At 62.5% G+C, this 21,897-nt stretch carries 16 protein-coding genes and 1 pseudogene; 12 read left to right on the forward strand and 5 right to left on the reverse strand.

Annotation, left to right across the window (positions count from 1 at the left end):
* Positions 1–6: 6 nt before the first annotated feature.
* The 7 genes and pseudogenes from EKH49_RS09815 (at position 7) to EKH49_RS09845 (ending at position 9,129) form a co-directional block, all read left to right on the forward strand.
* A complete protein-coding gene (locus tag EKH49_RS09815; RefSeq protein WP_128470703.1) occupies positions 7–3,546 on the forward strand; it encodes a DNA polymerase III subunit gamma and tau in 3,540 nt (1,179 codons plus the stop codon).
* A 90-nt stretch (positions 3,547–3,636) separates the two neighbouring features.
* A pseudogene (recR, locus tag EKH49_RS09820) lies at positions 3,637–4,227 on the forward strand (recombination mediator RecR); the annotation flags it as partial.
* A gap of 400 nt (positions 4,228–4,627) precedes the next feature.
* Positions 4,628–6,250: an MFS transporter gene (locus EKH49_RS09825; protein WP_128470705.1), complete on the forward strand. Its 1,623-nt coding sequence runs from the start codon at positions 4,628–4,630 to the stop codon at positions 6,248–6,250.
* Between the two features lie 8 nt (positions 6,251–6,258).
* The gene (locus tag EKH49_RS09830) at positions 6,259–6,735 is read left to right on the forward strand and encodes a MarR family winged helix-turn-helix transcriptional regulator (protein ID WP_128470706.1); all 477 of its coding nucleotides are present in this window, start codon (positions 6,259–6,261) and stop codon (positions 6,733–6,735) included.
* Positions 6,736–6,879: 144 nt separating this feature from the next.
* Positions 6,880–7,089, forward strand: coding sequence for a hypothetical protein (locus EKH49_RS09835; RefSeq protein WP_128470707.1), 210 nt, complete (start codon positions 6,880–6,882; stop codon positions 7,087–7,089).
* A gap of 20 nt (positions 7,090–7,109) precedes the next feature.
* A complete protein-coding gene (locus EKH49_RS09840) occupies positions 7,110–7,661 on the forward strand; it encodes a hypothetical protein (RefSeq protein WP_128470708.1) in 552 nt (183 codons plus the stop codon).
* Between the two features lie 181 nt (positions 7,662–7,842).
* Positions 7,843–9,129 carry an aspartate kinase gene (locus tag EKH49_RS09845; RefSeq protein WP_128470709.1) on the forward strand — a complete coding sequence of 429 codons (1,287 nt, stop codon included), beginning with the start codon at positions 7,843–7,845 and terminating at the stop codon, positions 9,127–9,129.
* Positions 9,130–9,199: 70 nt separating this feature from the next.
* Here EKH49_RS09845 and EKH49_RS09850 read toward each other — a convergent pair whose 3' ends face one another.
* Positions 9,200–10,807 carry an alkaline phosphatase D family protein gene (locus tag EKH49_RS09850; RefSeq protein WP_128470710.1) on the reverse strand — a complete coding sequence of 536 codons (1,608 nt, stop codon included), beginning with the start codon at positions 10,805–10,807 and terminating at the stop codon, positions 9,200–9,202.
* Between the two features lie 178 nt (positions 10,808–10,985).
* Here EKH49_RS09850 and EKH49_RS09855 point away from each other — a divergent pair, with 178 nt between their 5' ends.
* A complete protein-coding gene (locus EKH49_RS09855) occupies positions 10,986–11,741 on the forward strand; it encodes an aminoglycoside 3'-phosphotransferase (RefSeq protein ID WP_128470711.1) in 756 nt (251 codons plus the stop codon).
* A 10-nt stretch (positions 11,742–11,751) separates the two neighbouring features.
* Here the strand turns inward: EKH49_RS09855 and EKH49_RS09860 are convergent, their stop codons facing one another.
* Together EKH49_RS09860 and EKH49_RS09865 are read right to left on the reverse strand one after the other, a co-directional pair.
* Entirely contained in the window at positions 11,752–12,423 is a 672-nt protein-coding gene (locus EKH49_RS09860) for a response regulator (protein WP_128470712.1), read from the reverse strand.
* A complete protein-coding gene (locus tag EKH49_RS09865; RefSeq protein ID WP_128470713.1) occupies positions 12,420–14,114 on the reverse strand; it encodes a sensor histidine kinase in 1,695 nt (564 codons plus the stop codon). The genes EKH49_RS09860 and EKH49_RS09865 overlap by 4 nt, the downstream gene beginning before the upstream one ends.
* Positions 14,115–14,300: 186 nt before the next feature.
* On the opposite strand from EKH49_RS09865, the gene EKH49_RS09870 reads away from it, so the two are divergent.
* The 4 genes from EKH49_RS09870 to EKH49_RS09885 all read left to right on the forward strand — a co-directional run bounded on the left by EKH49_RS09870 (position 14,301) and on the right by EKH49_RS09885 (position 18,883).
* Positions 14,301–15,725 carry a CitMHS family transporter gene (locus tag EKH49_RS09870; RefSeq protein ID WP_128470714.1) on the forward strand — a complete coding sequence of 475 codons (1,425 nt, stop codon included), beginning with the start codon at positions 14,301–14,303 and terminating at the stop codon, positions 15,723–15,725.
* 255 nt (positions 15,726–15,980) lie between these two features.
* Positions 15,981–16,874, forward strand: a complete 894-nt coding sequence (locus EKH49_RS09875; protein WP_121866017.1) for a LysR family transcriptional regulator — start codon at positions 15,981–15,983, stop codon at positions 16,872–16,874.
* Positions 16,875–17,041: 167 nt separating this feature from the next.
* Positions 17,042–18,424 carry an LCP family protein gene (locus EKH49_RS09880; protein WP_161567498.1) on the forward strand — a complete coding sequence of 461 codons (1,383 nt, stop codon included), beginning with the start codon at positions 17,042–17,044 and terminating at the stop codon, positions 18,422–18,424.
* 78 nt (positions 18,425–18,502) lie between these two features.
* Positions 18,503–18,883 (forward strand): Sec-independent protein translocase TatB, encoded by a 381-nt coding sequence (locus EKH49_RS09885; RefSeq protein ID WP_128470715.1) that lies wholly within the window; start codon positions 18,503–18,505, stop codon positions 18,881–18,883.
* 228 nt (positions 18,884–19,111) lie between these two features.
* Here the strand turns inward: EKH49_RS09885 and EKH49_RS09890 are convergent, their stop codons facing one another.
* Both EKH49_RS09890 and EKH49_RS09895 read right to left on the reverse strand, forming a co-directional pair.
* Positions 19,112–20,257, reverse strand: a complete 1,146-nt coding sequence (locus EKH49_RS09890; protein ID WP_330857427.1) for a ferrochelatase — start codon at positions 20,255–20,257, stop codon at positions 19,112–19,114.
* Between the two features lie 208 nt (positions 20,258–20,465).
* Complete coding sequence (locus EKH49_RS09895; protein ID WP_128470716.1) at positions 20,466–21,815, reverse strand: TIGR01777 family oxidoreductase; 1,350 nt, start codon at positions 21,813–21,815, stop codon at positions 20,466–20,468.
* Between the last annotated feature and the right edge of the window lie 82 nt (positions 21,816–21,897).

Genomic DNA, 21,897 nt, shown 5'->3' on the forward strand with positions numbered 1-21,897 from the left:
ACCGGTGTGAGTACAGCGCTTTATCGCAGATATCGTCCCGATACGTTTGGCGACGTCATCGGGCAGGAGCACGTTACTGCGCCCTTGATGACGGCTCTGGAGAAGAATCGCGTCAACCATGCGTACTTGTTCTCCGGCCCGCGCGGCTGCGGCAAGACGACCTCTGCCCGCATCCTGGCCCGCTGCCTGAACTGCGAACAAGGTCCTACTCCGGTTCCTTGCGGCACCTGCCCAAGCTGCGTGGACCTGGCCAATGGCGGACCAGGTTCGCTGGATGTCATCGAGATCGACGCGGCCAGCCACGGTGGCGTCGATGACGCCCGCGACCTGCGCGAGCGCGCAACGTTCGCGCCTACCCGCGACCGCTACAAGATCTTCATCATCGATGAGGCCCATATGGTCACCGCGGCAGGCTTCAACGCCCTGCTGAAGATCGTTGAAGAGCCACCGGCGCACATCAAGTTCATCTTCGCGACAACCGAGCCGGAAAAGGTCATTGGCACCATCCGCTCGCGTACCCACCACTACCCATTCCGCCTGGTTCCGCCCGAGGCGCTGCTGGCGTACCTGCAAGTGCTCTGCGAACGGGAAAGCGTCGCAGTAGCCGAAGGCGTGCTGCCGCTGGTGATCCGTGCTGGCGGCGGTTCGGTCCGCGATACCCTCTCGGTGCTGGACCAGCTGATCGCTGGCGCCCGCGATGGCAGCCTTGATTACGAGACCGCGGTTGCGCTGCTGGGCTACACCCACTCGACGCTGCTCGACGAGGTCACCTTGTCGCTGCACGAATCCGATGGCGCCGGGCTGTTCGGCGCGATCGACCGCATCATCCAGACCGGTCTGGATCCTCGGCGCTTCGTTGAAGATGTGCTGGAGCGCTTCCGCGATCTGATCATCGCCAAGGCGATGCCCGAAGGCCTTGAGAAGATCTTGCGCGGCGTGCCAGAAGACCAGCTCGAAGCCCTGCGCTTGCAGGCGGGACTGGTCGGCGCAGGCGAACTGTCGCGATGGGCAGACGTCACCAACAAGGCCCTGAGCGAGATGACCGGCGCTACCTCGCCTCGGCTGCACTTGGAATTGCTGGCGGCGCGCTTGATGCTGCCGGGTTCGCAGAACTCCGACAGCTCCTTCGCCGCCCGTCTGGATCGCCTGGAGCGCCATGCGATGACCGGTGGAGCGCTGCCTGCGCTTAATGAAGACGACGCCGCGGGTGCTGCACCCTCAACGAATGCTGCACCGAATCCTGGCGCCGCGCGTCAGGGTGCTGCCGCAGTGCGCGAGGCCTTGGCCGCTGCCAAGTCCCGTCGAGGAGCTGCCCCGGAACCGGCTGAAGAGCAGGAACCACAGGTCCAGTCGGCTCAGGCTCAGCCGCAGCAGGATGCGCAGGCTCCCGCACCGGCACAGCAGCCTGCGCAGCACGCAGAACCAGCGCAGGCACAGCGCACCGAGCAGCCGCAGCAGTCCATGCCGCCACAGCCACAGACGCAGCCGCAGCCGCAGCCGCAGCCGGCTGATGATGACCCAAATGCCCCGCTGGATCCTGGCGCGGCAGCTTCCCTGAACACCGGCGAAGCCGCTGACTGGGGCGCCACTTGGGGGCCAAAGGGCGAAAACTACTCGGTGACCACCGAGGTGCAGCCTGGTCCGAGCATTCCGGCAGCCCGTCCGGAAGGCGTGGCACCATTCAGCTTGGTTCCTGATCCGTCCAGCGGTGAAGATCTGTCGTTCGGCACCGGTGTCTCCATCGATGACGTGAAGCAGAATCCTGCCATGGCCGAATTCGCACGTCGCGCGGCAGCCAACCGCGCAGCACAAGCACCGCAGCCTGCCCAGCCGCAGCAGTCGCAACAGGCGCCGGAGGCCAGCCAGCCTGGCATGGATGCCCAGCGCAACGCTGCCCAGCCGGCGCAGGAACATGCCCAGCACGAGCAGGATGAACGTGAAGCACAACAGCGCGCCGCGCAAGAACAAGCTCAGCGCGAGCAAGCAGAACGCGAAGCACAACAGCGCGCCGCACAAGAGCGAGCCCAGCGCGAGCAAGCAGAACGCGAAGCACAACAGCGCGCCGCACAAGAGCGAGCCCAGCGCGAGCAAGCAGAACGCGAAGCACAACAGCGCGCCGCACAAGAGCGAGCCCAGCGTGCCCAAGCACAGCAACAGCAACAGCAACAGCATGCTCCACAGCAGCCTGCAGCACCAGGCGCCGGCTCGCCAGTGGCGATGTTCCAGCAGGCGTGGCCAACGATCCTGCAGCAGCTGCAGGGCAGCTCGCGCGTCCTGCATTCCATGGTCGCCACCTATGGCTCTGTGGCAGGCTTCGATGGCCGCACCCTTACCCTGGCGTTCAGCAATACTGGCCCCATCGTGAATCTGCGCAACCGGCCGGACTTGATGAATACATTGACCGGAGTCCTCTCCCAGGTCTCGGGTTCGCCAATCGAAGTGGTCCTGACCGAAGGCGGTTCCAACCCCAACGGTGGTGGTTCCCCAAAAGGTGAGCGCCGGCCAATCCCGGCGCCAACCCCAGCACCAACTAAGTTCACCAAGGCTGTAAGTTCTGCTGGGGCCGCTGCGCGCGCCGCAGCGCGGGCCCAAGCTGCCGCTCCGGCACCGCAGCAGCGTCCTGCCTCGGCGGTGCAGAGCTCGGTACCAGCCGCACCTGCACCACGCGCGCATGACGGGTACGCCAGCTCCTACGATGACGTTCCGCCACCCGCGGAAGAGCCGTATTTCGACGAGCCGCCGTTCCCGGATGACCCGTACTATTCGCCGGCTGGCCCCGCCCCGGCGGCACCGCAGGTTCAGCCGCAGCAGCAGTCCCCGGCCCCGGCTGCCCAGCCAGAGCCGGTGGCGCCCGCCCCGGCAACCAGTGCGCCACGCAGTTTCGACGGGCCTCCGGTAGCCCCCAAGCCCCGGATGACTGCCGGCCTGGCAGCGCGCCAGGCCGAAGGCGGAGTTCCGAATATTGCGCGCCCGGTGTCTTCGACTCCGTTGCACCCGGACAGCACCACCGATTCCTTCGAGAATCTGGCGGTTGCTGCACCAGAGCAGCCGGCTCCGCAAGCTCCAGAGCGATCGGTTCCGGAGCCTGCGCCCGCCCCTGCACAGCCACAGGTTCGCCCACGCGAGCAGGAGCAGCCCCGCCCGGAGCCGGTTGCACCGGCGCCTTCGCCAGCAGCCCCGGCACCTGCTCCGGAGGCGGCACCGCGCTGGGGTGCTCCGCAGCCTGAGCCGGAACCGGCCCCCGCTGCATCGGCACCGGCAAGCACGGGCCGCATGAGCCGGTACCAGCAGCTGATGAACCAGGCGAAGAACGCACCAAGCGCGCCAGCGCCTGCCCAGTCGGCACGCGGCTGGGGCGGCCCGGCATCGGCTCCCGATCCTGCCCCGGTGCAGGATCCGGAGGAGTTCGTCCCCAGCGACGATGACATCGAGGTCGAGGATTCGGCACTGATCGGCGTTCCAGCCGTGGAGCGCCTGCTTGGCGGGATGGTCATCGAGCAGCGCGACGTAAACGGGAATGTAGTGGAAATCAAACGCAGCTTGTAGCCGGCACCACGGCGAGCTGTCGGAGTGAGACACTAGGGTGTACCACGGAACAATTTCAAGGTAGTGAAGCAAGCTAGAAAGTAGGCGCACGTGTACGAAGGTGCTGTACAGGAATTGATCGACGAGCTCGGTCGCTTGCCTGGCATCGGCCCGAAGTCGGCTCAGCGCATTGCTTTCCACATTCTCGATGCCAATGCCGAGGACATGACCCGGCTCGCCGCCTCGATCCAGCTGGTCAAGGAAAAGGTGAAATTCTGCGAGATCTGCTTCAACATCTCGGAGCAGGATACCTGCGCCATTTGCCGCGATGAGCGCCGCGATGGAACAAAGATCTGCATCGTGGAGGAGTCCAAGGACGTCCTGGCCATTGAACGCACCCGGGCGTTCTCCGGCAAGTACCACGTGCTCGGCGGTTCCATCAATCCGCTGGCAGGCATTGGCCCGGAACAGCTGCACATCCGTGAGCTGGTCACCCGCTTGGCCGATGACTCGATCACCGAGCTGATCCTGGCCACCGACCCGAATCTCGAAGGCGAAGCCACCGCCGTGTACCTGGTGCGCGCGCTGGCTCCCCTGGGCATCCGCATTACCCGTCTGGCTTCCGGCCTGCCGGTGGGCGGCGATCTGGAATACGCCGATGAAGTGACCTTGGCCCGCGCCTTCGAAGGACGCCGGGCTGCCGGTCGCACCGCACCCGGCCCGGCCCGGCTCAAGGCAGAGAAGCAGGAATCCGAGCAGGAAGCACCGCAGACAGAAGCTGGGGATACCGCAGAAAAGCCGAAGGCGCAGCTTTCCGAGCCACGCCTGCTGCGCGTTGCCAGCGACACGGGTGACACCGGCGAAGCGTCGTCGCATCCAGTTGTTCCCGAGATGGACAGCCGCCGCAGCCACTAATTCCCGCAGTTTTTGAACGCCCTGCACTCGACCGCTTTACCGGCATGAGTGCAGGGCGTTTTTCCATTCCTGCAGCGCGATGTGCGGTGAAACACGCTTAGTTGATAAAGGTCAACTATCCTCGTATAGTTGACATCAATCAACCATTCAGGCGTTCCACGCCTGACCCTATTTTTTTGGAGCTTTAATGACCGCAACCGCACCGGTCGCCAAGCCCAAGATGACTCACCGCGAAATCCTCACTGCCCTCACGGGCATTTTGATGGGCATGTTCGTCTCCATCTTGGCCAACACCGTTGTTTCCAGCTCGCTGCCGCTGATCGTCTCGGATCTCAACGGCAGCCAGACCTCCTACACCTGGGTGGTCACCGCCACGCTGCTGGCGACCACCATCGCCACCCCGATCTGGGGCAAGCTCGCCGACCTGGGCAACCGCAAGCTGCTGCTGCAGATCTCGCTTTCCATCTTCGTCCTGGCCTCGGCCGCGGCAGGCTTCTCGCAGGACACCAGCTTCCTGATCGCCATGCGCGTGGTCCAGGGCCTGGCTGGCGGTGGCGTTGGCGCCTTGGCACAGATTGTCATGGCCGATTTCCTCTCCCCTCGTGAACGCGGCAAGTACATGGGCCTGTTCGGCGCTGTCATGGCCGTTGGCACCGTGGGCGGCCCGTTGATCGGCGGCTTCGTTACCGATGCCATCAACTGGCGCTGGAACTTCTTCATCGCCTTGCCTTTCGCCATCGCCGCGGTCATCCTGATCCAGCGCACCTTGCACCTGCCGGCCATTGCCAAGCGCAAGGTCAAGATCGACTACTGGGGCATCGTCCTGCTGTCCGCCGGCGTCTCGCTGCTGCTGATCTGGATGTCGCTGGGCGGCTCCCAGTTCGAGTGGGCCTCGGCGACCAGCTACCTGATGATTGCCGGCGCGGTAGTCCTGCTGGCACTGTTCATTCTGGTTGAGACCAAGGCTACGGAGCCGCTGCTGAGCCTGGGCCTGTTCAAGAACCGCACCTTCACCTTCGCGGTCATCGCCTCGCTGGCCATTGGTGTTTCAATGTTCGGCACCTCGGTGTTCCTCAGCCAGTACATGATCATGGCCCGTGGCGCATCAGCCACCATGGCCGGCCTGATGACCTTCCCGCTGATGGGCGGCTTGCTGGTCATCTCCACCATCGGCGGTGCGCTGATCTCGCGCACCGGCAAGTGGAAGGCGCTGGTCGTCACCGGTTCTGTGCTGGTTGTCATTGGCTTGTTCCTGCTGGGAACCATCCACTACGACACGAACTACGCGCTGGTCGCTACCTACATGTTCATCCTCGGCGCCGGCATGGGCCTGGTCATGCAGAACATGGTGCTGGTGGTGCAGAACTCGGTCCACGTCAGGGAACTGGGCGTAGCCTCCTCGGCTGTGAACTTCTTCCGCACCCTGGGCGGCACTGCAGGTACCGCAGGCCTGGGCGCCGTACTGGCGACCACCGTGCCGAACATGATCGCCGACCGCCAGTCCGATTTGGCCGCGGCCCTGGCCTCCCTGGGCGACCAGGCCAAGGAACTGACCGCGGCTCTGGGATCCGGAAACCTGCCTTCGGTGGCCGCGATGCCTGAACCGGTCCGCGTGATCTTCGAGTCCATCTACGGCGATGCAGTACCTTCGCTGTTCGCCATTGCCGCTCCGCTGTCGCTGATTGTCGTCGTGGCTGTATGCCTGATCCCCAACCAGTCGCTGAAGACCCAGACCGCCAGCGAGCGCATGCAGGATCTGGACGCTGAGGACAAGGGCGCAGCCAAGGCAGAAAAGCCAGCTGGCAACTAGGAGATCCAGTGCAGGTTCCAAGCAAAGCCGATGGCGTCCCGGTGGCGGAACGTCCCGATTTGTACGCAAGCGCCGAACAGGAGCTATTCTCGCTCATCGCGCTGACGGCGCGTGCCAAGCGGGAACTGGCCACCCGGCTCGACAGCCGGCTCACCCCGGGCCACCTTCCGGTGCTGGGCATGATCTTGCGCAGCCAGCGCATCACCCAGTCGGAAATCTGCGAAAGGCTGTTGGTTGACAAGGCCTCGCTGTCGCGCATGATCACGAAGCTGGAACAGCTGGAACTGGTCAAGCGGGAAGTCGATCCGGAAGACCGAAGGGTGTCACACCTCCTGCCTACCGATCTTGCTGGCGAACGGTGGCATGAAACCTTCCAAGGATGGCGCACGGATCTGCGCTCGCGAATGACCGATTGGGATGATGAGGACCTGTCGAAACTCATCGATCTTTTGGGCCGGTTGAACTTGGAAATCCAGTCCCTCTAGTTCGCTTCGCCCTCTGGCCGGCCTTCTCGGAAATACCGAGAAGGCCGGCCAGAGCCGCTTAAATTCCCTTGCTCGTAGGGGCATTCCTCCGCGCTGAAGCTTGCAGCGGCCATCCTGTCGGTTCGGCTTGCTAGGTTCGGGCACATGAGCGAATCCTTGAGCAGAGCAGAGAAAATCGAAGACCACGCCGGATCAAGCATGGACGAATGGGCAGGCACGATGGACTCCGCCGGTCTGCGCTGCATGAAGCAGAGCGAACAGGTGCAGATGCTGCTTCCACTGACGAAGGACCGGCAGGAAAGCCAGAGGCTTCTCTGGGCACGGCGCATTGCCTCCGAGTACCGGCAGCTCTGAGCGGGTCGTAGACTGAGCTCATGGCAATCAAAAGCAGCAACACGTCAGCCATCGCCAATGCCACAGGCATCGAGTGGGACCAGTGGTGCGCCAAGCTGCGTGCCGGCGGAGCCGACGAATTGGCGCATAAGGAGATGGCCGAACTGGCCATCACCCACATACCCGAAACAGTCGAAAATCCAGAATGGTGGGCCCAATCCGTCGCGGTGGCCTATGAGCAGCACATCGGAAGACGCGTACCCGGCCAAGCCCAGGACGGCACCTTCCAGGGCTCGGTCAGCAGCACCATCGATGCCGATTTGGATACGGCGCTGGAGCGCTGGGTCGCCTGCGTGAAAGACCGCAAGAAATTCAATGGGAACCAGCTATCCGAGCCTGCACGCACCAGCGCCTCCGAGCGCTGGCGCTACTGGCGGGCGGACTTCAGCGATGGCACCAAGGCGCAGGTGGACATTGGGCTCAAGGGCGGAAAATCCTCGGTAGCCATAAATATCACTAAGGCTGAAACGCCTGAGCAGGTGTCTGAATGGAAGAGCTTTTGGCGACAAATTTTGGCTGAATTCAAGGGATAGCCAGTGTTTTTCGACAACTCGCGCTGGTGTTCCTAGGCAATATGACCAATGGTTACCGCCCCAACTAGGACATGGCCCCTCATAGCTGTCACAATATTTATCTGGTAGATGCCTCGCGCCAAAGTTCTGTCAGCAACCACCGGCGGCGAGGCACAGCTTTCAACAGGTGGAGTGAGTGCCCATGGGCCTAATTGTTCAAAAATTTGGCGGTTCTTCCGTTTCAGATGCCGAAGGCATCAAGCGCGTAGCGCGCCGAATTATTGATACCAAGTCCAAGGGCCATGACGTGGTTGTCGTTGTTTCTGCAATGGGCGACACCACCGATGACCTGCTGGATCTGGCAGGCCAGCTTACAGATGATGCACCGGCTCGCGAGATGGACATGCTGCTCTCCGCTGGCGAGCGCATCTCGATGTCGCTGCTGGCAATGGCCATCAACCAGTTCGGCGAGCAGGCCGCATCATTCACCGGCTCGCAGGCAGGCCTGATCACCGATTCAACCCACGGCAAGGCCCGCATCATGGAGGTCTCCCCGCAGCGGGTGCGCCGGGCCATCGACCGCGGATTCGTTGCCATCGTCGCTGGATTCCAGGGCATGAGCAAGGAATCCAAGAACATCACCACCATGGGCCGTGGCGGCTCGGACACCACTGCCGTGGCACTGGCCGCGGCTCTGGGCGCCGATGTCTGCGAGATCTACACCGATGTGGACGGCGTCTACACCGCCGACCCACGCGTGGTCGCCTCGGCAAAGAAGATCGAGAAGATCACCAGCGAGGAAATGCTGGAAATGGCCGCCAGCGGTTCGAAGATCTTGCACCTGCGCTGCGTTGAATACGCCCGCCGCTTCGGCGTGCCGCTGCACGTGCGCTCCTCATTCAGCACCAACGAGGGCACCTGGGTGCTCCCGGATCCCGAAGACAAAATCAAAATTCAAGAGGGAGAACCCTTGGAACAGCCAATCATCTCAGGTGTCGCCCACGACCACTCCGAAGCCAAGGTCACCATCATTGGCGTACCTGACATTCCGGGCAAGGCCGCACAGATTTTCGGTGTGATCGCCGCTGCGCAAGCCAATATCGACATGATTGTGCAGAACATCTCGACCCGCGGCTCTGGTGCCACCGATATCTCCTTCACCCTGCCGATGACCGAAACCAAGCATGTGCTCGAAGCGCTGAACACCGCAAAGCCGGAAATCGGCTTCGAGGATATCGAGCACAACGACGAGGTTGGCAAGCTCTCGCTGATCGGCGCAGGCATGCGCTCGAACCCGGGCGTGTCCTTCACCTTCTTCGAAGCGCTGCACCGCGCCGGCGTGAATGTGGACATGATCTCGACGTCAGAAATCCGCATCTCCGTGGTCACCGATGCCGACAAGCTCAACGACGCCGTACGTGCAATCCACACCGCGTTCGACCTGGATACCGACGTGGAAGCCACCGTCTACGGCGGCACCGGACGCTAAGCGCTGATTAGCCAAGGGAAGAACGCCTGCGAAACAATTCCTGTTTCGCAGGCGTTCTCCATTTTGGTCTCTACTTGGCCGGTTCCAGCGTCTTGGTGTAGACGATGTCGCCCAGTCCGTTGCGCAGCGTGACAGTGAACAGGTCCTGCTCGTCAAGATCGACGTGGCCGAAGAACTGGCCCTTGCCATCGCGTGGCGACTGGTTCGTGGTGCCTGCGAGCGAGAAGTCCACACGCGGCCCGAAAGTGCCGTCCATCTGGTTCGGCCCGAAGGAACCGGCATTGACTGGCCCGGCCACGAATTCCCAGAACTCATTGAACTCGCGGAATGCCGCGCGTTCCGGCGAGTAGTGGTGGGCTGCGCAGTAGTGCACATCGGCAGTCAGGAAAACGACGTTCTTGATGCCGCGGTCCTTGATCGCCTTGAGCAGGCGGGCAAGCTCCAGCTCGCGGCCCAGCGGTGCCCCGTGGTCAGCGTTGGAAATTGATTCCTGGGCTTTGCCATCTGGAACGATGATGCCCAGCGGAAGGTCATTGAGAATGACCTTCCAGGTGGCCTTGGACTTGGCCAGGGAATCCACCAGCCAATTCAGCTGTTCTTCGCCGAGAATGGATGTGGACTTCACTTCCATTCCAGTGGTGTTCTCCGACTTGTAGCTGCGCATGTCCAACGCGAACAGGTCAAGCGCAGGGCCGCGGGAGATCTTGCGGTAAATTCGAGCCGCCTCGAAACCAGTGCCTGAGCGCATGGCGCGCGGGTCGGCGATGGGCTGGTATTCCTGCCAGGCCTGGCGTCCGCGAGCTGCCAAGGTGTTGATATCGCGCACGGTGTAGCGCTCATCTTCGATGATCTCGCCCGGCCACCAGTTGTTGTGGGTCTCGTGGTCATCCCACTGGGCAATCACCGGAACTTCGGAATACATGGCCCGCACGTTGCGGTCCATCAGGTTGTAGCGGTGCCGGCCGCGGTACTCGTCCAGGGTTTCGGCCACCTTGGAGACTTCTTCGGTGACCAGGTTGCGCCAGATCTGGCCATCAGGTTCCACGACCTCTGCGGCGATCGGGCCATCGGCGTAGATGGTGTCGCCGCTGTGCACGAAGAAATCCGGCTTGGTCGCATGCATGGCCGCGTAGGCGCGCATGCCGCCGATCTCTTCATTGATGCCCCAGCCCTGGCCAGCGGTGTCGCCGGACCAGACGAAGCTTTGGGCTCGGGAGGCGTCATGATTGCGGCGACCGGTCAGTGCAGGTGCGGTGCTGAACCAGCCATCCTGCGTCTCGCCAAGGGTTCCGTTGTCGTCCTCAAAACCGATGGTGACTGCGAAGCGGGTTCCGGCAGGCAGATGCTGAGCATTGATCTTTGCGGTGAAGTCGGTGGCCTCGCGGGCGTAGGCGCCGCGCAGAGTCCTGGCGAATGATCCACGGCCGCGGATGATTTCCCCGGTCTCGTCTACCGCGCGCAGTTGAGCACGCAAGCGGCCTTCGCCGGAGCTGCGTGCCCAGAGCACGGCATTGCTCGTGGAGACATCACCCATGGAAAACCCGCTGGTCAGGCCAAGTCGGGAACGCACGAGGCGGGGGCTGCTGGAAGCCAGCGCTGCTCCCGTCGGCCCGACCAAGGTCAGGGCGCTGGCACCGAGAGCACCGGTGAGCAATTTGCGACGCGAAATATCAGTCATGCGCCTCAGTGTTCACGACTCGATCAGCCGTTTCCTTGAGCCAAGATGAACACAAGAAGAAATTAATTCCTGGCAATCCAGTGGCTGTGCGCGAGCGAGCGCACCTGCGCGAATTTGCAAGCCGCTTGGGGTTCCTCCGGACCGCCACCGGAACGCCGATTGCTGGCAGACTTGGACAATGAGTTCAACGCGAGTGATTTCTGGCCCGCCCTCGGCGGATCATCCTGTTCCCCTGGCGGTGCGCGCAGCAGCTGGTCCGGCAGAAATCGAGGGTATCTGGCAAAACGCGCTTGGCGGAGTCACCTACCGCATCGGCTCGGGCGAACAGATACGCTTCGCCAAGTGGTCGCCGGGGTGCCCTCCGGAAGCGGAAGGCGATCTGAAAACTGAAGCCCAGCGCATGAGATGGGCAGGAAAATTCATTCGGGTCCCGGAAGTGCTCTCCTGCGAACAACACGCTGACGGCCAGCTGCTCATCACCGCCGCATTGCACGGGCACAGCGCAGCCAGCAGCCTGGGCAAAAGCGACCCTGCGCGTTCAGCCCACGCTGTCGGCCTCGGACTGCGGCAAATGCACGATGCCTTGCCCGTTGGAGCATGCCCTTTCGACTGGGATCTGGAATCCCGTATTCAGCATCTGCCAGCCGATCAGCAGGCCGGGTTTCTCGACAACGTCCCGGAACTGGATCTTGTGGTGTGCCATGGCGATGCGTGCCTGCCAAACACGATCATCACCGACGACCATGAGTTCAGCGCGCATGTGGATTTGGGCATGCTGGGACTCGCAGACCGCTGGGCAGATCTGGCCATTGCCGCGTGGAGCACCGAGTGGAACTACGGGCCTGGTTTCGAACAGGACGTCTACGCGGGCTACGGCATCGAACCGGACGAGTGGAAGATCTCGTTCTACCGCCGGGTCTGGGACGCCGCCTAGGATGCCTTCGCTAGCGTGCCACGTACCGGTGTTCAGGGCGGCCACGGGTTCCGTATCCGAGCTGGAGCTCCAGGGATTCGTTGGCCACCAGTGCCGCCAAATAGCGTTGCGCTGTCGCCCGGGCAACACCCACGGCTTCTGCAACTTCGGCAACGCTCATCGGTTCGGCCGCTTCCTTCACGCAGGAAAGCACTGCATGCTCGGTCGGGGCGGCACCCACTGACGCACTGGTTTCCTCGCCGCCTTGGAGCGACCGGTACAACCGGTCCACGCCCTGCTGGTTGAACTCCGTGGTCCCGGCCAATTGGCGGCGGTAGCGCGCCCAGCCTTTGAGCTTGGAAGCCAGGGTCTTGGCATCGAAAGGCTTGATGATGAAGGCCAGCGCGCCTGAGCGCAGCGCCTTGTCGATGTTCTTCGGCTCAATCGCCGCGGAGATCATGATCGCATCGACATCGAGTTCTCTGAGCAGCTCGATTCCGCTCACATGCGGCAGGTAGAGGTCCAGCAGGACCAAATCGGGTTTCAGGCTCTGCATCAATTTGGGGACCACGCGCGGATCCTGCACAGGTTCCAAAGCCTGGAACCCGGGGATGGCATTGACCATCTCCGCATGCAGCTCGCCAACCCGGAAATCGTCATCAACGATCAGCACCCGATAATTTCCGCTGCTGTTCTCGTTCAAAGTTGCACTCCTTCACTGTGGTCATTTTCTGAACTGGATGGTTCAGCCAGCACCGCCGGCAAGCGTGCTGCAAACACTGCACCTGAACCATCGGTGCCGCGATCCGCGATCCAGACATCCCCGCTGCGGGCTTGGGCGAGCCGCTTGATCAGCGGCAGTCCTACGCCACGCCCATGCTCGTTGCCCAGATGGGATCCGGTGCTGACGTCCCGCGCGAAGACATCCTCGTCGGTGGTGATGCCAGGTCCCGAATCGGCCACGGCAATGTGCAGGGTGTTCCCCTCGGACAGCAGATCGATTTCCACCCAGGGTTCAGCATCCGCACTAAGCGCCGCGGTGAAGGCGTTATCCAGCAGATTTCCCAGGACCGCGGTGGCATCCTGGGCATCATGGGCCGAGGCGATCTGCCCGAAAAGCATGGATTGCGGGGACACCCGCAGTTCGATACCCAATTCGTGGGCACGCACCGCCTTAGCCGAAATGAACGCCGCGAGGTAGGCATCCTGGATGGCCTCCAGCCCGGGAACCTGGGCGATCTTCGGCCCGGCTTCCATCACCTCGCGCAGGTAGTCTTCGGCCTGTTCAATCTTGCCCAGATTGATCAACCCGAGGACCGCATGCATGCGGTTGGCGAATTCATGGCGCTGCGCGCGCAGCGCGTCGGCCATGTCCTGGACCGCGTCGAGCTTGGTTCCCAGCGCTTCCAGCGTGGTGACATCATGCAGCAGCACGACCAGCCCGAGATCCACTCCATCACGGTCGACCTTGGTCACGCGGGCGATAAGCGAGTTGCCATTCGCTCCGAAACGGACAGGTGCCGGGTCGCATTCCTTGATGGCCTTGACCAGCCGGGGATCCAGGCCAGCGGATTCGAAGTGGCGGCCCACCACATCTTCCAATTCCGTGCGGTGCGGCAGCCCCAGCAATTGCCGGGCAGCCTTGTTGCGCACGGTAATCCGCTTGTCTGCGCCAATGCCCATGACGCCTTCGGTGACACCGTAGAGCACCGCCTGCTGGTCCCTGACCAGCTGGGCGATTTCGGCCGGTTCCAGCCCCAGCGTCTGGCGCTTCAAGCGGCGTACGGTCACCCGCCCGGCGAACACCGCCAGGGCCGCGGAGAGCGCCGCGAACAAGACGATCCAGGCGAAGGATCCGAGCAGTGCCCCGGTCAAGGAGTCGGTGGTCACGCCCACGGAAACCTCGCCGACAACGGCACCAGCGGTGCTGTAGATCGGGACCTTGGCGCGAACCGATTCCCCAAGGGTTCCGTGTTCCCGGGAGACATCTTCGATTCCCTTCAAGGCGACCGGGTCGGTGGAGACCATCTTGCCCAGTTCTTCGGGGTTCGGATGGCTCAGGCGCAGTCCGCGGTCTTCGGTGATCACCACGAAATAGGCTTGCTCCTGCTCGATGACGGCGTCAGCAAGACGTTGCAGCTCTCCCTCGGCGAGCGCCTGCGGATCCAGCTTGTCCTGCTGGGCGTAGCGTGAAACCCGCTCGACGACTTCCGGCAGCACCGCCACGGTGCGGGCGATGGTCAGCGAAGTGTCCTCCGCTTTCGAATATACCCGGTCATAGCTGGCGAAAAGCGTTCCTGCGGTAACCAGGACAATCAAGACACCTACGACCAGGAATTGCAGTCGCATGATGCGGGAGGCGAAATGCCGGGTGCCGGCGCCAGAACGGAACATGCCACCCAGCATAAACCCATCCTCCCACGCTCGTGATTTTAATGAGCAAAAAGATGGCAAAGAACTTAACCGTTCAACAATAAGCACAAGACGCGCAAAGTGAGCACCGCCACGTACCTTGGATTAGTGCCTCGCCCGGCTTGCGGGGCCAAAGGATTCACTCACACTGAAATGGAGGTCGGGTCAATGCTTGTTGCACTCGGATTCCTCATGGTCGCCACCTTCATGGTGCTGATCATGACAAAGCGCATGACGCCCTTGCTGGCATTGATTCTGGTACCGACCATCTTCGGCTTATTCACCGGTGCCGGATTCGGCCTGGGCGACATGGTCATGGACGCAGTCAAGGACATGTCCGGAACCGCAGCCCTGCTGATGTTCGCGATCATGTACTTCGGCATCATGATCGACGTCGGATTGTTCGACCGCCTGGTCTCCGGCATCCAGAAACTGGTTGGCAACGACCCGGCCAAGGTCGTCATGGGCACCGCGCTGCTCACCGCGGTCATCTCGCTGGATGGCGATGGATCGACCACCTTCATCGTGGTCACCGCCGCCATGCTGCCGATCTACCAGCGCCTGGGCATGAGCCCAGTGGTCCTGACCTGTGTGGCCGGCCTGACCAACGGCACCCTGAACATCGTTCCATGGGGCGGCCCAACGGCCCGCGCCGCCGCGGCACTGGGTGTGGACGCTTCGGAAATCTTCGTTCCGATGCTGCCTTCGCTGGGCATTGCCCTCATCGTCATTGCTCTGTTCGCATGGCAGATGGGTGTTTCCGAGCGCCGCCGCCTGCAGCGCGAGCGTCCGGAAATCTGGGGCACCGAGCTCGGTGGCGGCAACGTTGCCACCCCGACCGGAGGAAAGACCCCGGGCGGCATCTCCCCTGCCGGTGGCAACCTGGCAGTTCTGGAATCCGTGGCCCGCAAGGGCGATGGCACCGAATTCTCCACCATGGACGGCACCGTGCTGGATCCGGATCGCGAGACCCTGCGCCCCAAGGTGTTCTACTTCAACCTTGCGTTGACCGTCGCCATCATGGTGCTGCTGGTCGTCGATGTCATGCCGCTGCCATACCTGTTCATGGTGGGTACCGCGATCGCGCTGATTGCCAACTTCCCGAAGGTCTCCGACCAGGTGAAGATGATTGCCTCGCACTCCAGCGAAATAATTGCAGTGGTCTCCATGGTGCTCGCTGCGGCAGTGCTCACCGGCGTGCTCTCCGGCACCGGCATGGTTGATGCCATGAGCCAGTGGCTGGTGGATGTCATTCCTTCCTCCATGGGCCCCTACATGGCGGTGCTGACCGGCCTGATCTCGATTCCTGCCACCTTCCTGATGAGCAACGACGCCTTCTACTTCGGTGTCTTGCCAGTTCTCGCTGAAGCCGGCGCGCACTTCGGTGTTCCAGCGGTGGATATGGCTCGTGCCTCCATCACCGGTCAGCCAGTGCACATGCAGTCTCCGCTCGTTCCAGCCATCCTGCTGCTGGTGTCGCTCTCTCGTGTGGACTTGGGCGATCACCACAAGAAGGTGCTGTGGCGCGCGTTGGTGGTCTCCTTGGTCATGCTTGCTTCAGGCATGCTCCTCGGTGTCATCCACATGGGCTAATGCCCCAAGGACCGATGGTCCGTCGTCAGCCTGGCTCCGCGCCACCCGGATTTATCGACTCGGGCAGCGCGGAGCCCGGTGTTTAAGCTGGGCCCATCACTTTGAGCCGGACACCCATGGCGGCTCTCCGGAAACCGCCACTTCCGCATCCGCTCGGCAAGCTCGGCCTCTCGTGGAATGCTGGAGTCAGGGCCAACCCTCCGGGATTCAAGGAATTCACCCACCCCGTCCCCAAGCGAAGGAAGCATCCAGCGCATGGAAAGAGAACCTCTCGAGAACAGCATTTCCCTGGCCCAGCTCGAAGCCGTGGTCATGATCGTGGACTACGGCTCATTCACGGCCGCCGCGGATATCCTCGGCATTTCCCAGCCCTCCTTGTCCCGCCGCATCAGCGCCCTGGAACGCACCTTGGGCCTGCCCGTCTTCCGGGCCTCCGGCAGGGACATGGTCCTGACCGAGATCGGCCGGAGCATCATTCCCGCCGGACGCCGCGCATTGCGCGAAGTCGCCGCGATCGGAAGCATCGCTTCCTCCACCCGTGCGCTGGCCACCGGGTCCCTGCGCATCGCAGGCCTGCCCTCGCTGGTTGGCGGAATCATGCCCGAGTTCATCGGCCCATTCCATCGCCGCCATCCCGGCGTCCGGATCGAGATCCTGAGCGTGGAGGATGGCGAGCAGCTTGCCGACGCGCTTCGCTTGAATCGCGCCGATCTGGCCTTCGGCGTGAACGAGCGCATCCCTGCAGATCTCATCGGAAAATCATTGCGCGATCAGCAGTTCTCGGCGGTCGTATCCGAGGAGACCGAGGTGGACCCCGATACCGGGCTGAGCGCTGAACTGCTCAATTCCCTCACCCTTGCCACGCTCCCGCAGGGCACCTCGATCCGCAAGATCACCGACGAGGTGTACCGCAGCTTCAAGGCCACCGCTCCACGGCTCATCACCACAACGCAACGTGACGCGCTGGTGCATCTGAGTGTCGCGACCGGCGGGATCACCTTGGTTCCGCGAATCATGGCCAGCACCGCCGTGATCTTCGGCGGCAAGCAGGTTCCACTGCTCTTGCCGGCCAGCAGGCCGCTGGGCGTGATCTATCGACGCGACGAGTACCGCAATCCGGCAGTGGACGAGTTCCTCAAGTTCCTCTGAGACCGAAGTCTCGGTGCGGCTGCAGTGCCCTTGGGCTTCTGCGGGAAATTGGCGTTTCATGCGCTGAATGCATGGATCGTCCCAGCCTTGCTATTGGTTCCTTCCGCGTTTGACGTGGTCAGCTGGAGGGGTAATCCAGCCAAGGCTTGACCAAGGAGTGCAGAATCGTGAATTCCCTGCGGACGGCATCCGCTGCCATGCGAAATTCCAAGCGGACGCGGCGCAGGATGTTCGCCATCATGGCTGCTGCCCTGGTTCTGGCTGTCGTGGTGACTGCGGGCTTCGCGTTCCTGCGGCTGCAGGGGAACATTTCGGTGTCTGCACTCAGGGCATCCGACTCGGAAATCCCCGATTCCAGCGAAGGGCTGAATGTGCTGGTGCTCGGTTCGGATAGCCGGGATTTCAGTTCCACCGGCTTCGGCTCCGACACCGGTTCCCGGCGCAGCGATTCGATGCTTCTGGTCCATGTGTCTCCCGGGAATGAGCGCATCGAAGCGATCCAGATTCCCCGCGATACCGTTATGCAGCTTCCCGCATGCGCGGATACCGGATCTGGTTCCTATGCCGGTGGCTACGGCATGATCAACTCCGCGCTGAATTACGGGCCCGCATGCTCCGTCGCAGCGGTGGAAGCCCTCACGGCAGTTCGCCTCGACCATTTCATCGAAGTGGACTTCGAAGGATTCATTTCGATCATCGACGCGCTGGGAGGTGTCAAGGTGTGCCTTGCCCAGCCGATGTCGGATCCGAAAGCGAATCTGGATCTTCCCGCCGGGCGGCAGGAACTGGACGGAACCGACGCGCTGGCCTTGGCCAGGACGCGCCATGCCGTTGGCGATGGCAGCGACCTGGCCCGGCTGGGAAACCAGCAGAAGGTCATGTCCGCCATCGTCCAGCGTGCCACGAGCAAGGAAGTCCTCGCACGCCCTGACCGGCTCTATTCCTTCCTCGACGCCACCACCTCCTCGATGACCGTCGACCCGCAGCTCAGTTCGCTGCAGGACCTTGCGTCACTGGCGGCCAGGATCAAGGAGGTCCCCACGGACAAAATCTCCTTCATGACCATGCCGAACCAGCCAGCGCCATCAAACGCCAACAGGGTGGTCCCAGCCCCTGACGCTGCCCTCATCTTCGACCGCATCAAGCAAGGCATCCCGGTGAATCCCGGCTCCGATTCCGCGACCGGAACAACTGCTGCTGAGCAATCCGCCAACCGGAAGTTGCCTCTGAGCATCGTCAACGGCGCGCACGTAAGCGGTCTTGCCGGACAGTTCGCGAACGACGCCACGAAGCAGGGCTACACGGTCATCTCGATAGCTACCGCCGCGACTTTGCAGGCGCAGACCAAGATGCTGATTCCGGACACCGATGATGCCAGGAGCACAGCCGCTGCATTCGCAAAAACAATGAATCTCGATATCAAGGCCACGGTCGCCGAGGTCGAAAGCATCGAATTAATCCTGGGCCAGGACTACCAGGATCTGAAGCGGCCCGAGAAGAAGCCCATCCAGATGGACAGCCGCAACGCCGACCAGGATCTTTGCGGCTAGCCCGGCGCCAAGGCGGGCAAGACCGGGAATCCCGGCTGCTTTCGTCTGTCCAAGCTCTACATTGCGAGGTGGTTCCCCGTGAGCATTGCAGGCATCAACGGCAATGAATTCATCGTCCTGGCCATTCTGGCGGCCGTTCTGCTCGGGCCCGAGAAACTGCCGGACTATGCGCGGAAAACTGCCACGCTGATTCGGCAGTTGCGCCGTCTCGCCGCTGATGCCGAAGAACAGCTCCGCGAGGATCTCGGTGATGAATTCGAGGATCTGGATCTGAAAAGGCTCGACCCTCGGCAATATGATCCTCGCAGGATCATCAGCGACGCGCTACGCGAGAATCTCGATGAACTGACAGGCCAGGCGCTGTCGGATTCCGCTACTGCGAGGAAGCCTGCACCGCCTCGCTCACCGCCACCGCCAGCGCCTTCCGGCCCGGCTCCCTTTGACGACGAAAGCACCTAGTTGGCTTCGCTCTCAGGTGCCCGGGCGGCCGCGGGCCACGCAGGGTCGGCAAAGCCAGGCTTGATCCAGCAGAAACCAATCATCGATGATTCGGAAAGCCGGCCCTGTTTCGTAGCCCGCAGCACTCGGGATCATCATCGCGAGCACACGAATTCCGGACCCAACGGGGACCGTTGCAGTTCCGGTGGCTTGCCAGCCAACAGTGATGGCCAGCAAGCAACTGCCTGCCTAGCTTGCGGGCTTATCGAGGTTCCAATTCGGAACAGTATTTTTTCCTCTGGTGCCTTCGCAGCAATTCCGGGAGCAGGCACCGCTGCCCGGGCCCAGCGCCTTGCTGCCGGAGATGGTTCTTTGCTCCGGGTGCTCTCCACGCACTTGAGCTGCGCGTTCCAGGACCAAATCGACCAAGCCGCTGACAAAGGCGGGCAAAATGCCGACGCTATCGGCGCGGAGAAACGCCATCCCCAACTCACGCGCTGTCTGCGCCGCTTCGGTATCCAAATCGAATTTCACCTCCATGTGGTCGGAGACGAAACCTAGCGGAACCACCAGTACCGCTTCAGTTCCAGATTCCGAAAGCTCGCGCATGCGGTCATTGATGTCCGGTTCCAGCCAAGGGGTGTGCGCAGATCCGGATCGGGAGCAGAACACCAGCTCGGCATCCAATTGTTCATCTCCATGCAATTCCCCGCTAAGCCACGCCATGAGCTCTTCATGCTGCCCCTGGTAACCAGCGGTGAACTTCTCCGATGATTTCTGCATCGCCGTCGGAATTGAATGGGTTACGAAGAGGATCTTGTGGCGACTGCGATTCAGGCTGCCGACAAGCCGCTTGAGATCTGCCAGCCCTCGCCGGAGGCATTCGAGCTGGGCCTGGGCGAATCCCGGGTGGTTGTAGTACTGGCGGACTTTGTCAATCATCACCTCGATGCCTTCTGCTTCCAGTGCGGCCACGGCACCTGCAAAATCCTCCCGGTATTGCCGGCAAGAGGAATACGAGGAGTACGCCGAAGTATCAATAGCCAGGAACCTGCGCGAGCCGTGCATGCGCGCATGGTTACCGACCACTTCAGCGAGATACGGTTCCCAGTTCCGGTTGCCCCAGAGCAGCGGCGCATCAATGCCGCGGCTCGCGAATTCATCTTGGAGCGCCCGCAGCAAAGCCTGGTTCTGCTCGTTGATCGGTGATTTTCCACCGAACATGTAGTAATGCTCGCCCACCTCTTCGAGACGTTCATCTGGAATCTCTCGTCCCCGAGTGACGTTCTGCAGGAAGGGAAGGACATCAGCTGGCTTCTCCGGTCCGCCAAACGACATCAACAGGATTGCATCGAACGGGGCTACCGACATGTTTCCCATCAGGATCTTCCACACTTTCTCCTGGAACAACTGCCGGCATGGGCAAGCTCCTCCCGCCGCCGGCAGATGCAAAAAATTATCTAGATTGGCTATTATCTAGCTAAGCTAATGATAATCCGTTGGCTGGCTTATCTCCAATTCGCCTGCACCCGGCTGGGCGAGCCCGGTTCCCTGCAGCGACCTAGCGCTGGAGCATTCGAAGCGTGGCAGGGGGTTCCAGCACCTAGCTCGCGCCGAGGCTATGGGCCAGTTCGAGCTCTATCCGCTCGTTGCGGAATTGATGCCCGGAATCAAGCAGCTTGCGCGGGACGATCCGCTGATCGGCCATGGCCAGCAGTTGCGACCCTTCGGCGCCAAGCACCAGTTTCGGGGCAGCACCGGGGACTGGTATTACTGCGGGCCGGTGCACCGCGCGCGCCAGGGCCCGGGTGAATTCGGCGTTGCTGACCGGCTGCGGCGCTACCGCATTGACGGGGCCAGCCAATTGCGAATCCCAGAGCGCGCGATGGTAGATGTCCAGCAGGTCATCAAGGCCGATCCACGACAGCATCTGCTGTCCACCGCCCAAGGGTCCGCCCAGGCCTGCGGAGAATATCGGGCGCAGAACAGCGAGCATCCCGCCCTTGGGGCTGAGCACGACACCGGTGCGGATCTGCACCCGGCGCATTGAACCGCCGCCTTCTTCGGCGGCTTGCTCCCATCGCTGCACGACGCCGGAAAGGAAGTCCGGGGTGCCGGCCGGCGGGGAATCGAACTCGTCCAGCGGGTCCGCTCCGGCTGAAGCGCCATAGAACCCGATGGCCGAGGCGCTGATGAAGGTACGGACATCTGAACGTGCCGCCAGCAGGGCGAGGGAGCGGGTGGGCTCGATCCGGCTGGAGGCGATCGCCTGGCGATGGGCCTGGCTGAATCGTCCGAAGATGCTCGCCCCAGCCAGATGGATGACCGCATCGCACCCTTCGAGCAGGCCTTCGTCGGGGTCCGCTGGATCCCAGCGCCGTTCGCTAGCCGTGTTCGGTGCGTGCCGCACGAGCTTGATGACCCGGTGCCCTCCGGTGGACAAGAAGGCGCAGAGGGCCTGGCCGACCAGTCCGCTTGAGCCGGTTACGGCGATCACCTGCGGTTCCAGCCCGGACTGCGCTGCACGATGGTGGGCGGCAAAGTCGTCCGCCAACTGGCGGTGCCGGTAGGCGAGCATCGATTCGATCTGCCGCCCGGGCATATTCGACTCAATGCAGTCGCGCACAGTGGTGGACTGCTGGCCAGCGGGCTCGAAGTAATGCTCGTGCCGCCACCGCACGGCACGCGCAGGAAGGCCGCGCAGCCCAACCGGTTCGAGCTGGTCGACGAAACTGCGGTTCTGAGCGAAGCCTTCGGGCTGGTGCTTGGCATTCCACAGCAATCCGCCGGGAAGACCCAAGACGGCTGTTCCGTCTTTCAGCGAGCCCGCTTCCTCGATGACCTTCAGCGGAAGCCACGGTGGCAGGAGCCGCTGGATGGCCCCGGGTCGCGAGAACCAGTCGAAGACGACAGGGGCAGATACCGGCAACTGGCTGGAGCGCTCAATGTTCATGGCCCCATCGTAGGGGCGGGGGCATGTTTTCCCCACGGGCTTTCAGGTTTCTTCCATAACTCGCGCCAAGCCGGTCCCCATT

Origin of the sequence: Glutamicibacter sp. HZAU (assembly GCF_004100365.1) — a bacterium.
GTDB lineage: Bacteria > Actinomycetota > Actinomycetes > Actinomycetales > Micrococcaceae > Glutamicibacter > Glutamicibacter nicotianae.

What these genes read in the sequence shown, in the direction of transcription:
- EKH49_RS09825 (WP_128470705.1), top strand. Translation starts at nt 4,628, where the DNA reads ATGACCGCAACCGCACCGGTCGCCAAGCCCAAGATGACTCACCGCGAA.
- EKH49_RS09835 (WP_128470707.1), top strand. Translation starts at nt 6,880, where the DNA reads ATGAGCGAATCCTTGAGCAGAGCAGAGAAAATCGAAGACCACGCCGGA.
- EKH49_RS09840 (WP_128470708.1), top strand. Translation starts at nt 7,110, where the DNA reads ATGGCAATCAAAAGCAGCAACACGTCAGCCATCGCCAATGCCACAGGC.
- EKH49_RS09845 (WP_128470709.1), top strand. Translation starts at nt 7,843, where the DNA reads ATGGGCCTAATTGTTCAAAAATTTGGCGGTTCTTCCGTTTCAGATGCC.
- EKH49_RS09850 (WP_128470710.1), bottom strand. Translation starts at nt 10,807, where the DNA reads ATGACTGATATTTCGCGTCGCAAATTGCTCACCGGTGCTCTCGGTGCC.
- EKH49_RS09855 (WP_128470711.1), top strand. Translation starts at nt 10,986, where the DNA reads ATGAGTTCAACGCGAGTGATTTCTGGCCCGCCCTCGGCGGATCATCCT.
- EKH49_RS09865 (WP_128470713.1), bottom strand. Translation starts at nt 14,114, where the DNA reads ATGTTCCGTTCTGGCGCCGGCACCCGGCATTTCGCCTCCCGCATCATG.
- EKH49_RS09870 (WP_128470714.1), top strand. Translation starts at nt 14,301, where the DNA reads ATGCTTGTTGCACTCGGATTCCTCATGGTCGCCACCTTCATGGTGCTG.
- EKH49_RS09875 (WP_121866017.1), top strand. Translation starts at nt 15,981, where the DNA reads ATGGAAAGAGAACCTCTCGAGAACAGCATTTCCCTGGCCCAGCTCGAA.
- EKH49_RS09895 (WP_128470716.1), bottom strand. Translation starts at nt 21,815, where the DNA reads ATGAACATTGAGCGCTCCAGCCAGTTGCCGGTATCTGCCCCTGTCGTC.